Consider the following 13,948-nt stretch of genomic DNA (forward strand, 5'->3'; position numbering starts at 1 on the left):
TCTTGGTTATTCAATTGATTGCAGGCGCGCCGCTGCCTGCCCGGTGGGCTGGCTCAAAGCCCAGCGCGCACGTAGGGTTCGATCGCCAATGCAGCTCGCAGCAGGGCCTTGTCATTACCACTCGAACTCGAAAGCAGCAGGCTGGTAGGTAGTCCTGCCTCCCCCTTGCCGCTTGGCAACGCAACGCTTGGCATGTCCAACATGCTGCCCGGCATGGTCAGCCGCAGCGTTGCCAGGTTGGTAGCAACGAACAGCTCTGCGTCCTCTTCCAGCGGTGCCAGCAGTGGCGCCACATGGCCGACGGTCGGGGTTACCAGGAAGGCCCCGTCCAGCTCGTGCGCGATCTGTGCTTTCAGTGCTTCGGCAGCCTGGTACAGCAGCACTTGCTTGCTGGCTGGGTAGGCACGGGCGCCCTCGAGCCGCTTGCGCACCCGGGGGTCCAGTTGCTCGGCCTGCGGGCTGTCGAGCAGCCCTTGGTAAAGGGCAAATGCCTCTGCGCCGCCCAGCCAACCGATTTGCTCGATCACCTCCAGTGCTTGCTGGAAGGCCGGGACAGCTTTGTGCTCGACCACCGCGCCGGCTGCAGCCAGCCGCTCCAGTGCGGCAACAAGGTTGGCCCTGACCTCTGGCTGAATGCGTGCGTCACCCAGCAGCTGCGCATCCACGCAAAGCTTGAGCCCGGCGATGGGCAGGGCAACGGAGTCTAGCGGCATGCCAAGCCGGTCGCCCAGCAGCAGGTTGTCGAGGACGATGGCATCGCGCACGCTACGGGTAATGGGCCCCAGCGAGTCGAGTGACCGTGCCAGGGGGGTGACCCCTTCGAATGAGTACCGCTTGGCACTGCTGCGGTAACCGACCAAACCATTGAACGCCGCCGGCACCCGGATGGAGCCGGCAGTGTCGGTCGACATGGCGATAGGGGCCACACCTTGGGCCACCGCTATTGCCGACCCCGATGACGAGCCACCCGGCGCGCGTGCGGCACCGGCGAACTCCGGGTTGGTTGGCGTGCCGAAATGGGGGTTGAGGCCCAGCCCCGAATACGCCAGCTCACTGAGGTTGGTCTTTGCCACGCTGACCATGCCCGCCCGGCTGAGCGCCGTGGCCAGTGCGCAATCACGCGGCGCCGGTTGCGCGTGCAAGCGCACCTTCGCGCCTGCAGTGGTGATGTGGTCGGCCAGGTCGTACAGGTCTTTCCAGACGACCGGTACCCCATCGAAGGCAGACAACGGTTGCCCGGCTTGCCAGCGGCACTTGGCCGCAGCCGCTTCGCGCAGCGCCCGCGCCTCGCACAGGGTGATGAATGCAGCCGGCACCTGCTGAGCGCTCACCAGTGCCGCTTCCATCGCAGTGACAGGGTCGTGGGTTCCCGCGGCAAACTGCCCGGCCAGGGAAAGCGCATCGGCACGCATGGCAAAACCTCTTAAATGTACATTTGTGTAATACGTACATTTAGACAAGCATGCGTCGTGCCAACCTTGTGCAGCGATTCATAGAAATGCCGCGGATCCGTGTCGGCCAAGGGCTGGCGATGGCCGGTGATAGCCAAGCAAGGTCAAACCTCTTAAATGTATGTTTTACTGGATGATACATTTTGGGGTGTTCGGTAACAGCCTGCCCCAAAACCGTTCACAGCGGTGTCACCGGCGACCGGTCACATCTTGCTTCGCTTGTGCGAAACTGGCCTCCCACGCTTCATGAGAACCCTCTGATGTCTGCTACCCAGCCCCTTGAAGACCGCCCGGCCTCTCGTTACGAGATCATACGTAACACCCTGCGCGAGGCGATTCTGGGTGGGCAGACGGCGCCAGGGCTGGTGCTGGTGGAGGGGCCTTTGGCAGAACTGTTCGGCACCAGCCGGGTACCGGTTCGCCAGGCCCTGAACCTGCTGCATGAGGAAGGGCTGATCCGCCGCTTCGAGGGCCGGGGCTTTCTCGTCGACCCCCAGGGCACCAGCGAAACCCCGTTGCGCGTACCGCTCACGCGCAAGCTCCTGGGGCTGGAGCCACAAGAAGACCTGATCGATTACCGCCCGGTAGGTGAGCGTATTTACGACCACCTTGCCCAGACGGTTGTGCGGTTCATGGTCTTTGGTCATTACCGAATCGATGAGCAGAGTGCCGCCGAAGAACTCAACGTCAGCCGGAATGTCGTCAGGGAAGCGTTGATGCGATTGCGCGACAAAGGGCTGGTGGAAAAAGAGCCATACTCGCAATGGCTCGCCGGCCCGCTGACGGCCCAGGCGGTCAAGCACGATTACGAGCTACGGATGCTGCTGGAGCCGGATGCCCTGCGCCAAGGCGTCGAGCATGTCAGCCGCAGTGATCTTGAAGCGATGCTGCACCGCGTAGTCAGTGCGCAGGCCGCCGGCCGTGATGTGAAGCGCGCCGACATCGAACAACTCGAGCAGGACCTGCATGTGGCCTGCATCGCCGGCGTGGCCAATACCCGCATGGCAGCAGTCATTCGCCAATGTCAGATCCCCATGAATGTCGGCCGGGTCTTGCACGAAGCCCTGCAGTCCAGCAATGACGAAGCCATGCTGGTGGAGCACCGCCTGGTCTTCGAAGCCTTGCTGTACGGCACCGTCGACACTGCCTGTTCATGCCTGCGTGACCACCTGTGCAAGGCCCGCGAACGGACCTTGCAGCGGCTCAAGGTGCTGTCGGTGCTGCCCGAACCTGACGCGCCGGGCTATCTGCAAAGGCTGACCTGAGGCGTCGGCGGGCCTGCACCCTCCCCGCGTTAAAAAGCGTACCGGGTGCTGAACATGACATTGCGTGGCTCACCGTAGTAGCCGGTGAAGAAGGTCGGGTCCAGGGCGCTGAAATACTGCTTGTCGAACACGTTGTTGACGTTGACAGAAGCGCTCAGCTGCCGGGTGATGTCATAACGCGCCATCACGTTGAACACGGCATACTGTTCCTGCGTTGCCTTGCCCTGGCTCGTCGTCAGGCTCATGCCACTTTGCCAGTTCAGGCCCCCGCCGATGGTCAATGGGTTCAGGTCCCCTTGAAGACGGTAGGTCGTCCAGAGCTTTATCAGGTTAGCCGGTGCTTCGGTTCTGATGCGCTCATGGTCGGCATCCTTGGTAACGCTATGGCTGTAGCTTGCGCTGACATTCCAGTCCGGGAGCACTTCGCCAAAGATTTCCATGTCGATACCGCGCGTTTTCGCGCCGGCCACCGCGCGGTAGGCCGACTCGCGCACCGTGCCTTCCACGGTTTCGCCCGTGGGAACCCCCAGGTTGTCCTGTTTTATTTCATAAAGGGCAATGGCCGTGTTGACGCGGCCGTCGAAGAACTCGCTTTTCAGGCCAACTTCGTAGTTGTCCCCTTCCCTCGGCTCCAGGTTCCTGCCGTTTTGCTCTCGTAGGGCTTGGGGCTTGTAGATCGTCGTGTAGCTGGCGTACACCGAATGAATGTCGTCGAGGTCATACACCACCCCGGCATAAGGCGTTATGAAGCCGCTTTCACGGCTTTCGGCAGTGCTGGACGAACGCGTGTAAGGCGGGTTGTAGATGGCTTTCTTCTTGTAGCTGTAGTCACCGACACGGACACCGACAATCAGCGACAGATCGTCCGCCGGCTTGAAGCGTGCCACCATGTACGCCGCATCCTGGCGAATCGTGGTGTCGTCGTTCATCAGTTTACCGACCGATGTCGGTCGCTCGGTGTCGTTGTCCCAGCTATGGATATTGGCCGGGCGCATCTCCAGGTCGTCATCGTCCGGGTCGCTGTAGTCGTTAAACTGCGAAGCGCTCAGGCCAAAGACCAGTTCATGCTCGCGGCCCAGGAGCTGGAACGGCCCCTGGGCCATGGCGTCGATCCCTAATTGGCGCTGGGAGCCATAGCCATCTCCCCCATAAAGGTAAGCGCCCTCACCCGTTTCACGGTCGGGTGTTCCACCACTGAGCGAAGCCAGCGAATAGTCCCGGGTGCTGTACATGTTGTTCACGGCCGCCTTCAGTTTCCAGTCGTTGGCCAGGCCGTGCTCGAGGGTCGCGAAGGTATTGAGCGTGTTCTGCTGGCGATAGCTCCAGCGCGCCCCGGCGTTGATGGAGCGTGGGAAGTCAGTCTGCCCGCCGTCGCTGTAGAACAACGGGAAGCTGGCGAAGGATACGCCACGCGGGTCATTCTTCTGGTAGTCGAAACCGACCGTCAGCAGCGTACTGTCGGTGAGGTCAGCTTCCAGAATGCCGTAATACGTTTGCTTCTCCTGCTGGTAGTGGTCGATGAAGCTGTTGCCCTGCTGGTAAGCCATGACAGCGCGGCCGCGCAAGCGCGCATCGGTGGTCAGCGGGCCAGACACATCCACCTCGGTGCGATACGTGTCCCACGAGCCTGCGCCGGCGCTGACCGAGCCCTGGAACCCGGCGGCTGGCCGCTTGCGGACCAGGTTGACACTGCCAGAGGGGTCGCCGGCACCGGTCATCAAACCGGTGGCGCCCCTGACGATTTCGACCCGGTCATAGACCGAGGTATCGATCAGGCTCTGCGGGCTTGCGCTGGTTTGCACGATCAAGGTGGTCGGGATGCCATCGAACTGGTAACTGTCCAGGGCATACCCACGCGAATAGATGTTCACGCGTTCACTGTCGATGTTCTGCACGGAAAGGCCTGGCGTCTGTTTCAGCACATCGCTCAGTGTGGTGAGTTGCTGGTCTTCCATGCGCTGGCGTGTCATCACGCTGACCGTTTGCGGGGTTTCGCGCAATGACAAGGCGAGCTTGGTGGCGGCGTTGGTGGCACCCGTGGTGTAGGCGCCGGTCCCTTCCGTGATGGCACCCAGGCCTGCTGCATCGATGGTGGTAGCGCCCAGCTGCAGGGCCCCGCCGGCTTCCATGCTGGCGAGAACGAACCGTTTTTCGCCAGCCTGCACAATGCGCAACCCGCTGCCCTGAAGCACATGGGCGAAGCCTTGGTCCACCTCATAGCTACCGTGCAGCCCTGGCGAGCTCAAGCCCGCCGTCTGTTCCGAGCTGAAGGTGATCATCACGCCACTGGCGGCAGCGAGCTGACTCAAGGCGGCAGCCAACGTGCCAGCGGGGATGTCATAGTCGATCGGTTTGGCCCAGGCAGGCGTCACCGCCAATACGGCGCCAGCAAAGCACAGGGCCCGTGCTGTGGGTTGGCCGCAAAGGCCAGAAAAGAGGGGGCGTACTTGCATGAAAGGTTTCCTGTCAGCGTTGGCAATGGGTGCGTCTGATGCGCACATGCAGGTAGAGCCGAAACAGGAATGAAAATCTGTTACCCCTCTATGCAGAACAATTCACCGTCATGCCGCCTGGCGCTCCAGCCTTACCCAGTAACGGGTCAGGCGGCGGACCCGAACCGGCAGTGAGGCCTCGAGGTTGGCCAGCGCGCCCTCGGTATCGTCGAGCAGAAAAGTGCCGGAGAGCCGCAGGCCGGCGATATCAGGCGAGCAGCTCAGCACACCGTGGCGATAGCGGGAGAGCTCGGCCAGCACCGCATCTAGGCGCCAGTCCACGGCAACCAGCATGCCGCGCGCCCACGCAGAGCCCTGCTCTGGCGCTGGCTGCAGGGGGCCTATGGTGGTTGCGCTGAAGCTCACCGCCTGCCCCGCTTCGGCGCGCAGTGCCTGGCCGAGGCCCAGTTGCGGCCTGACCCGCACGGCATGCGCTTGCACGGCAACCCGGGTAGTGCCATCGTCCTGACGCACCGTGAATCGGGTGCCGAGCGCCTCGACACGCCCCTGCGCAGTCTGCACGCTCAGGGCGCGAGGATCTTTTGCGGTATCGACCAGAATGGCACCTTGGCGCAACACGATCAGCCGTTGCTGGGCATCGAACAGCACATCCACACGCGTGGCGGTATCCAGCACCAGTACACTGCCATCGGCCAGCGTCAGCCGCTGCCGTTGGCCGACGCCCGTGCTGTAGTCGGCGGCGAAGGGCGAAGCCCGGTAGCCTGCCCAGCCGGTTGCACCGACCCCAAGCAGCACGGCCAGCTGTTTGAGTACCGCCCTTCTATGCTGGCGTGCCTGCTCGATGGTGGTGGAGACCACGCCAGCGGGTGCCAGGCTCAAACGTTGTTGCAACCGCTCTACACGCTGCCAGGCTTGTGCATGCACGGGGTCGGCATCCAGCCAGGCCTGCCATTGCGCGCGGGTGGCCTGGGTGGCGCTGCTGTCATTGAGGCGAACATGCCATTCAACCGCCTGGGCCAGTACCTGGTTCATTCGCCGTCCATCAACAGGCAGTGCATCAGGCCCTTGGCCAGGTGCTTGCGCACGGTGCTGACCGACACATTGAAACGCTCGGCGGTCTTCTCATACGTCAGCCCATCCAGTTGCACAGCAAGGAATATTTGCCGTGTACGCAGCCCCAGGCCGTCGAGCATGCGGTCTATGGCCAGCAGGCTTTCCAGAATGATTGCCCGGGTTTCGGCACAGGGCGCATGAACGTCCGGCCTGGACGCCAATGCTTGCAGGTACGCCTGCTCCAGGCTGCGGCGGCGATACAGGTCGATGACCAACCCGCGCGCGATGGTCGCCAGGTAATGACGCGGTTGCTGCAGCGAATGGGCGGTGCGCGCGACCATTACCCGTACGAACGTGTCCTGGGCAAGATCGGCAGCATCCGCCGAATTACTCAAACGTTGGCGCAACCAGCCACGTAGCCAACCGTTGTGATCCTGATACAGCCTGTGCAGGTGTTGATGGTGCGTCGTTTCCGTGACCGATCCGGACATCTTGTTACCCACGCGAAAACGAGAATAGGAATTCATCGCGATTGTAATGGGCTTGTATCTCGCTGGGAAGCTGTGCACCACCGCTAGCGGGTAGTTCACTTGAGTGTGAGTAACACCCAATGGGGCTGCTGCGCAGCCAATCGCCGGCAAGCCAGCTCCTACAGGACCGTGCAATGCTTGAGGGCTGTGCTGTTCCTGTGGGAGATTCTATGGTTCCTGGCAAGGGTAGCCGGAGCATCTTCAGCGCCTGTGAGATCGAGCGCCGCCCGCGCGGCGCAATCGCGAGCTGCGCTCGCTCCTACGTTGTTTCGGGCCAGTAACGCCTGTGACAGGCGCGCGCGGCCGCCTTGTTCGTACGACGCGATTTTGAGGCATGCGCCAAGGCGTTCGCGCGCAAATCCCACAGGAATAATTGGCCCGAAACAAACGTAGGAGCGAGCGCAGCTCGCGATGCGCCGCGCGGGCGGCGCTCGCTCTAACAGGCGCTGCCATACCTTGTGGCAAACACCTGTCAGCCCTGAGGCGATCCCTGTGGGAGCTGGCTTGCCGGCGATGGGGCACAGAACGGCCCCAATTGCTCAGTTGTGTGCGGTACGGATTAGCGGGCGACCCAACTTTCGACTTCATCCGCGCCGTATTGCTGCTTCCACTCTTTCAACTGGCGGTGATTCCCGCCTTTGGTCTCGATAACTTCGCCAGAGTGCGGATTCTTGTATTGTTTCACCTGTCGGGCACGGCGCGGTGCTTTCGCTGTGGCCGCAGGGGCTGACTGGCGGTTGGCCTGCGGATCGAGCAAATTGATGATGTCACGCAGGCTGTAGCCATATTTGGCTAGCAGGTCGCGCAGTTTTGTTTCGAACTCGATTTCTTTCTGCAGCTCAGACGACCCTTTCAGCGCCTCAAGTTCAGCCAATTGCTGGGCCAGTTTTTGTTCAAGCTGACGAAACTCTGCCAGACGCGACATGTACTTACTCCGAAGTGGGTGGGGTGTTAGTTAGAGAATCCTAACGCGGTTCAAGTTCAAACCCAAATGACAATGAACCCCACCCGTGTGCAACTTTCTGCACAGGTTTGCGCTTTTACAAGGCTCTCGGCGCACGACATTCGCAACAGGGCACCCAGTCTTCACTGGTTGGCAATGCCAGGGGCGGCACGCAGGTAGGTTTCGTCATTCACCTGGACTTGGCAAGATTGCCCCTGGATAACTTCATGCCGAGCCTGGCCTGCCCATACCAGCCTACTTGCACCTTGCTCTGGGCCGGGCCGTCCTTGAGGTTCGGTATGCGCACCAGCGTCCACTCAAGGTCGGAGTGGGCGATCAGTTCACCCGTTGCCTTGATGTCTTCATAGGCTTTGCGCGTCAGCAACTTGAACAGCAGCACGAACGCATGTGCGTTGAACGCAAAGCGGTCCTTCGGATCACGATAGGCAGCCGTGGATATCTGCACAAGGCGGCGCACACCTGCAAGTTTCATGGCCGCGATGATGTTGTGCAATCCGCGCATGACGGGCTTGTCGCCCTGCACCTTCAGGCTGTTGGGGCCCAGGGCACTGATCACTGCGTCGGCACCTTCCACGCACTTCGCAATGGCTGGCTGGTCTTGCAGGTCACCGACGACGACGCGTACCCGGCCCGCAAAAGCTTCCAGCTTGCTGGCGTCACGGGTGAAAACCGACAGGCTGTAGCCTAATGCCTGTCAGTTAAGCGTTACTGGGGCTGCTTTGCAGCCCTTCGCGGGCACGCCCGCTCCCACACGTTTGGCGCTGAACTCAATAAATGCGCGATCCCCTGTGGGAGCGGGCGTGCCCGCGAAGGGTCGCAAAGCGGCCCCAAATTACTTAACTGACTGGCATTAGGCTGTAGCCCCGCTTCAAGGCTTCCTCGATGATGAACCTGCCAGTTGGTCCGGTCGCGCCGAACAGCGCGATCCTTTTCTTCTCGTGCATGCTACCTCCAGGTATAAAAAGGGAACCAGGTAACAAAGCTGGTGTGGGTTACCAACAGGTACATGGAGCCTTTACATCATTGCCGTATTGGCCAACGGCCCCCGCCGCTTCAATGAGTTGAAGCGTGGCATCGACGGTATTTCGCAGCGGATGCTGACCCTGACCTTGCGCGGACTGGAGCGCGATGGGCTGATAACCCGCACGCTGTATCCCACCATTCCTCCGCGCGTCGATTACGACCTTACGGACTTGGGTAAAACCCTGCTGCAGCCCGTCATGGCACTGGTCAATTGGGCGAACGAGCATCAGCACGCCATCGTGCAAGCCCATGAACGCTTTGACCAGGCCACCGAGCCAAATCAGGTCCTGATCCAGGGCGTAGTCTACGAACGCCGGTGAGCGCCCAGCAAAGGCCCGTGCTTGAGCGCCAGGGCCCCATGCAGTGCGTGCGACAAAATGGCGCGCCACCGAACTTGAACTGCCGGTCACTGATACGGCTTAATGCGCGCGACGTTTCCATGGGTGATTCATGCTTTCACGAGCGCGTGCGCATCTCTGTCTGTTCGCCTGCTTCGCCGTGCTGTTCAACCTGCTGGCGATGCCGCTTGACCGTGCCTTGCAAACACCCCGCGTCGACAGCCAATCCCTGATTCTCGGTAGCTTTTGCAGCCTGCACGGTGCACAGAGCCTGCCCAAGTCACTGCTGGCCCAGCTCAAGGCCGAGCTGCCCCAACTCGGTGACCAGCCGGAAACGAAACACCAGGCGGGCGACTGCTGCTGTGGCCATGCCGGGCATAGCCTGCTGGCCAGCGACTACTATCGACACCTGTTCCCGCGGTTCTGGCCCGATGCGCTTCTGCTCGGTGACAGCCACAGGTTGCCACTGCCGCGTGAGCAGTGGCCAAAGCTCAACCCCCGCGCCTCTCCCCTGGCCTGACCCGTCGCTGATTGCCAACAGCTGCCCCGTGACCTGCGGTGTGCAGCCCTGCCCGACTGTCTAGCCAGGAAACTTTCCATGCCTGCGTTCCGTTGTACCGCACGTGCTGCCTTGCCCGTGCTCGCTTTGTTCAGCCTCAGCCCCCTGACACTGGCCGTGGCCGAAACACTGCCTGCTGAAAACTCCACCCTCACCCTTGGCGCGGTCAACGTGACCAGTACCGAAAGCGGCCCGCTGGCCACCAGCAGCGTGCTCAGTTCGGTGGATATCCTGGGCGGCGACATCCTCGAGAAAATGCCGGTGGCCTACAGCTGGGAGCTGTTCAGGCGCGCGCCCGGGGTGTTGCTGACCGAATTCAACCAGGGCACCACCTCGGGCAAGCTGTCGTTTCGCGGCTTCAATGGCGAAGGCGAAGTGAATGCCGTCAAGTTGCTGATCGATGGCATCCCCAGCAACACCAACGACGGCAACATGCCCTTCATCGACTCGGTGTTTCCCATAGACATCGACAGCATCGAGGTGGTGCGTGGTACCAGCGACCCCCGCTACGGCCTCAACAACATCGCCGGTAACGTCAATATCCACACCCGCACCGGGGGCAATTACAACAAGGCGCGCCTGCGCTACGGCAGCTTCAATACGCGTGAAGTGCAACTGGCCAAGGGCATCGAGGCCAGCAATTGGACGCAGAACTACTTCTTCGCTCGCCAGCAGGTTGATGGCTACCGTGACCATGCCGATACCGAGCGCTACAGCTTCGGCGGCAAATGGTTCTATACCCCCGACGATGGCAGCTACCGCCTTGGTCTGATTGCCCGTCACTACGAGTCAGAAGCTCAGGAGGCGGGCTACCTGACCGAGGATGACGCCCGCCATCATCCGCGCATGAGCAATGACTACAACGCCACGGACAAGGGGACGCGGCGGATGAACCAAGTCAGCGTGCACTTCGATACCGACCTGGCCGACACCTTGTCGTGGTCAGCCAAGACCTACCTCAATACCTTCGACGATCGTCGCTGGACTCAATACTGGGCTACCAGCTCGCAACAGGTACGAGACACCTACGAAGACCAGTACGGTGCCATTACCTCGTTGACCTGGCGGCCACAGGTGGACTGGCTGCACGCCTTCGCGCTGGAAGGTGGCAGCGATGTGCAAGAGCAACAGAACCGCAGCGAGCGCTATCGCACCGTGGAGCGTGTACGCCAGGCGCAGACACGCGACCAGGACTTCGACTTCAACACGGTCGGTGCCTACGTGCAGGCGGAGATCGAGCCGTTCCCATCGTTGAAGATCGTGCCGGCCTACCGGGTGGACAAGATCAGCGGTGACTTCACCAACAAGATGACCGGGCAGGACTACGACATCAACGACTACGGGCTGATCAAGCAGCCCAAGCTCAGCATTGTCTATTCGCCCTGGAAGTTTGCCAGCGTCTACGCCAACTGGGGCCGCACCTTCCAGGTCGGGACCGGCGCCGCAGCCTACAAGGTGCCGCCGCGCAATGAGGACCTGGCCCCTTCGATCAACGAAGGCTGGGAAACCGGCATCAAGTTCACCCCGGCCAGCTGGGTCGATGGCCGCGTGGCCTACTGGCGTCAGGACGCCTCTGGCGAAGTGAGCCGTCGCCTGAACGACCCCAGCGGGGAGTCGGACAATGTTGGTGAGACACGGCGCTGGGGCTACGACCTGCAGGTCAACCTGCACCCGAGCGAACGCACCGAGATGTGGATGTCGTACTCATGGCAATATTCGAAGATCCTTGAGCCGAGCAGCGCCTTGCCTGGCAGCAAAGGCAAAGAGATCGACCATGTGCCGCACCACCTGTGGAATACCGGCATCAACTACCAGGCCACGCCTGCCCTGCAACTGAGCGCCTGGGCAAACGGCCAGACCCACTACTACCTGGAGCGCGAGAACACCCAAGGCACCTACGGTGGCTATGTGTTGCTGAACCTGGGGGCAACCTACCAGGTCAGTGCGTCGATGAGCGTGGACCTGCAACTGAAAAACCTGACCAACCGCTATTACGAGTACGCCTGGTACGACCCGGATGGGGCGCACGCTTCGCTGCACGCCCCCGGTGACGGGCGCGCACTCTATGCCGGTGTGACGTTCGACTTCTGATGGCAAAGCGGGCTGGCCACGCTGGCCCCGAGCAGGCGAGCAGACGCTCGCCTGTGGCACGGCCAGCCTGTTACAGGCTCATGTTCAACGACACGAATGCCGAACGGCCTGGGGCGGGCGAGAACATGGGCTGGTCGTTGCCGCCCCAGAAGAAGTTGTCGTACCAGACATATTCATATTCGCGGCCCAGCAAGTTCTTCACCTGCAGATCCACGCTGGTGGACGGGGTGATCCGGTAACTCACGCTGGCATCCACGACCACGAAGCCACCGTACTTACCCTGCTCGTTGAGCTCATCGATGTAGTAGCTACCCTGTGCCCGCCCCTGCGCGCCGAACTTCCAGTCGTCATTGTAGCGGTACTCGACGCCCACATTGCTGATGTAGCGAGGGGTGGAAAACACTTCTTTTCCTGACAGCGACTGGCCGTTGGCAGCCAGGCCCTTGACCACTTTCGCCTCCTGAACCGCGTGGGACGCCCAGACCGTCCACTGTTCATCCAGCTGTGCGCTGATCTGCATGTCCACGCCCCGGCGGCGGGTTTCGCCGAGCCCCACCGTGGTACCGGTGCTGGGCATGTTCGCGACTTCATCGGTCGCATCCTGCTGCCACAGCGCAAGCCGCGCCTGGGCACCCGGGAACGGCTGGAATTTCACCCCAACCTCCTTGCCCGTGTTGATGGACGGGTCGTACGAGGCTTGCCCGGGCAGCAGGTAAGCCGGTTCCGCGGACCCGGTGAGCACCTGGAAGGTGCGCCCCCAATTGGCGTAAACGTCGATTTCGGGGGTGAGGCTGTAGATCACGCTGAGTTTCGGTTGGCGGATCCAGCCATAGTCCTGCAGGGATGCCTTGGCGCCGCCGAGCATCTCGGTGTTGCCGGAGAATTTATCCACCCGCATGGCCGGGATGATCTTCAGCGCATCGGTAGGCTGAATGACCGCCTGCACGTACCCGCCAATATTGCGCAGGGTGTAAGCGTCGTCATTTTGCACGCGCGCCGGCGGCGCGTCGAAGTCGGTTGGCACACCGTAGTTGTAGCGCAGGCGACGGTACAGGTTGTCCTGCTCTTCGTAGTTGATGCCGCCATCGAGCGTCAGCAACTCGTTGGCGCGCCAGGTCAGGTTGCTGAGCATGCCGCGCTGCTGCTCGTCCCACTGGCGTCGCTGGCGAGGTGCGTTGCCAGGCCGGTAATCGGTGAAGGTGACAGTGCGGTCATCGTTGTAGCTGTTGTAGTACAGCTTGCTGCTCAAGCCAAGGTCATCGGCCAGCTGCCAGTCACTGTGCAAACTCACCTGCTTCATGTCGCGGTCGTCACCATCATTGCCGTTCTTGGCAGGTGACTGGGTGCGGCTGGCGTGCAGTTGGTCACGGGTGAGGAAGCCCGGCTCCTGGGCTTGGTGATGATAAAGCCGGGCAATCAGCCCGACACGGAAGGTCTGGTCATCGTTGTTGACAAACCATTTGCCGCCCAACGCATATTTGTTCGAGTTGCTGTGGTCGCGGTAGCCGTTGCTGTCCTGCTTGGCGAGCATGTAGTTCTGGGCGAAGTTGCCCTCCTCGTGGCCGACTGCCAACTGCACTTCACGGGTATCGAAGCTGCCGTAGGTCACCCGGCTATCGACATAGTTGCCGCCCTGGCGTGTGGCAAAGTTGATGTTGCCACCGATGTTGTGCAGCCCATAACGCGGGTCGTTGGTGCCGCGCACCACCTCGATGTATTCGATGTCCAACGGGAAAATCATGTCGATGAAGCGCTGGTTGCCGCTGTTGACGTTGCTTGGCACGCCATCGATCAACGTCTTGATGCCGTTGATGTAGCCCTCGCCGTTGAACGCACGGAAACTGACCTTGCCAGACTCTGCACCTTGGCCGGTTTCGGTCAACTGGATGCCTGGCATCTGCCCCAACAGCTGCCAGCTGTTCATCACGTTCTTGTCGCGCACCTGGTCGCTGCCAAGAACGTCGACCGAGGTCAGCACGTTTTCGGTGCTCAAGGCTACGCCAGCGGTCTGGGTGATGTTCACGTCACCGAGCGTGATGGTCGAGGTGCCGGTCTGTCCGGCGACAAGGTCAGGTGTGAACATTGCCGTGAAAATGGCAAACGATGCTTGGGGGAATCGCATTGAGAGTCCTGAGTCGGGCGTGGGTTGTTGTTTGGCAGACAAATGCGCGGCAAGGCCAAAGGCCAGTGCCGCGCCTATTTATGTTATACCATAACCTTT

The 13,948-nt window shown here is 61.4% G+C and carries 10 protein-coding genes and 1 pseudogene; 4 read left to right on the forward strand and 7 right to left on the reverse strand.

Annotated features, from left to right (window positions below; translation table 11 throughout):
* Positions 1-53 precede the first annotated feature (53 nt).
* Complete coding sequence (locus DMX12_RS04215; RefSeq protein WP_110676428.1) at positions 54-1,412, reverse strand: amidase; 1,359 nt, start codon at positions 1,410-1,412, stop codon at positions 54-56.
* Positions 1,413-1,711: 299 nt separating this feature from the next.
* Here DMX12_RS04215 and DMX12_RS04220 point away from each other — a divergent pair, with 299 nt between their 5' ends.
* Positions 1,712-2,716 (forward strand): GntR family transcriptional regulator, encoded by a 1,005-nt coding sequence (locus tag DMX12_RS04220; protein WP_110676430.1) that lies wholly within the window; start codon positions 1,712-1,714, stop codon positions 2,714-2,716.
* 29 nt (positions 2,717-2,745) lie between these two features.
* Here DMX12_RS04220 and DMX12_RS04225 read toward each other — a convergent pair whose 3' ends face one another.
* The 5 genes from DMX12_RS04225 to DMX12_RS04245 form a co-directional block, all read right to left on the reverse strand.
* Positions 2,746-5,169, reverse strand: a complete 2,424-nt coding sequence (locus tag DMX12_RS04225) for a TonB-dependent receptor (protein ID WP_110676432.1) — start codon at positions 5,167-5,169, stop codon at positions 2,746-2,748.
* Positions 5,170-5,277: 108 nt separating this feature from the next.
* On the reverse strand, positions 5,278-6,201 hold the full coding sequence (locus DMX12_RS04230) for a FecR domain-containing protein (protein WP_110676434.1): 924 nt from the start codon (positions 6,199-6,201) through the stop codon (positions 5,278-5,280).
* Positions 6,198-6,713, reverse strand: a complete 516-nt coding sequence (locus DMX12_RS04235; RefSeq protein ID WP_029886101.1) for a sigma-70 family RNA polymerase sigma factor — start codon at positions 6,711-6,713, stop codon at positions 6,198-6,200. The genes DMX12_RS04230 and DMX12_RS04235 overlap by 4 nt, the downstream gene beginning before the upstream one ends.
* 598 nt (positions 6,714-7,311) lie before the next feature.
* Entirely contained in the window at positions 7,312-7,677 is a 366-nt protein-coding gene (locus DMX12_RS04240) for a histone-like nucleoid-structuring protein, MvaT/MvaU family (RefSeq protein ID WP_054911559.1), read from the reverse strand.
* A gap of 208 nt (positions 7,678-7,885) precedes the next feature.
* Positions 7,886-8,392: an NAD(P)-dependent oxidoreductase gene (locus DMX12_RS04245; RefSeq protein ID WP_218277979.1), complete on the reverse strand. Its 507-nt coding sequence runs from the start codon at positions 8,390-8,392 to the stop codon at positions 7,886-7,888.
* 337 nt (positions 8,393-8,729) lie between these two features.
* Here DMX12_RS04245 and DMX12_RS04255 point away from each other — a divergent pair.
* The 3 genes and pseudogenes from DMX12_RS04255 to DMX12_RS04265 all read left to right on the forward strand — a co-directional run.
* Positions 8,730-9,059 (forward strand): annotated as a pseudogene (locus DMX12_RS04255) (winged helix-turn-helix transcriptional regulator); the annotation flags it as partial.
* Between the two features lie 130 nt (positions 9,060-9,189).
* A complete protein-coding gene (locus DMX12_RS04260; RefSeq protein WP_110676438.1) occupies positions 9,190-9,597 on the forward strand; it encodes a DUF2946 family protein in 408 nt (135 codons plus the stop codon).
* 78 nt (positions 9,598-9,675) lie between these two features.
* Complete coding sequence (locus tag DMX12_RS04265; RefSeq protein WP_110676440.1) at positions 9,676-11,727, forward strand: TonB-dependent receptor; 2,052 nt, start codon at positions 9,676-9,678, stop codon at positions 11,725-11,727.
* A 70-nt stretch (positions 11,728-11,797) separates the two neighbouring features.
* On the opposite strand, the gene DMX12_RS04270 is transcribed toward DMX12_RS04265, so the two are convergent.
* A complete protein-coding gene (locus DMX12_RS04270) occupies positions 11,798-13,849 on the reverse strand; it encodes a TonB-dependent receptor (protein ID WP_110676442.1) in 2,052 nt (683 codons plus the stop codon).
* Between the last annotated feature and the right edge of the window lie 99 nt (positions 13,850-13,948).

The sequence above is a fragment of the Pseudomonas sp. MB-090624 genome (assembly GCF_003205245.1).
GTDB classification, from domain to species: Bacteria; Pseudomonadota; Gammaproteobacteria; order Pseudomonadales; family Pseudomonadaceae; genus Aquipseudomonas; species Aquipseudomonas juntendi.

Coding starts and splice junctions, on each gene's coding strand:
- DMX12_RS04230 (WP_110676434.1), bottom strand. CDS start 6,201: ATGAACCAGGTACTGGCCCAGGCGGTTGAATGGCATGTTCGCCTCAAT.
- DMX12_RS04225 (WP_110676432.1), bottom strand. CDS start 5,169: ATGCAAGTACGCCCCCTCTTTTCTGGCCTTTGCGGCCAACCCACAGCA.
- DMX12_RS04240 (WP_054911559.1), bottom strand. CDS start 7,677: ATGTCGCGTCTGGCAGAGTTTCGTCAGCTTGAACAAAAACTGGCCCAG.
- DMX12_RS04270 (WP_110676442.1), bottom strand. CDS start 13,849: ATGCGATTCCCCCAAGCATCGTTTGCCATTTTCACGGCAATGTTCACA.
- DMX12_RS04265 (WP_110676440.1), top strand. CDS start 9,676: ATGCCTGCGTTCCGTTGTACCGCACGTGCTGCCTTGCCCGTGCTCGCT.
- DMX12_RS04260 (WP_110676438.1), top strand. CDS start 9,190: ATGCTTTCACGAGCGCGTGCGCATCTCTGTCTGTTCGCCTGCTTCGCC.
- DMX12_RS04220 (WP_110676430.1), top strand. CDS start 1,712: ATGTCTGCTACCCAGCCCCTTGAAGACCGCCCGGCCTCTCGTTACGAG.
- DMX12_RS04215 (WP_110676428.1), bottom strand. CDS start 1,412: ATGCGTGCCGATGCGCTTTCCCTGGCCGGGCAGTTTGCCGCGGGAACC.
- DMX12_RS04235 (WP_029886101.1), bottom strand. CDS start 6,713: ATGTCCGGATCGGTCACGGAAACGACGCACCATCAACACCTGCACAGG.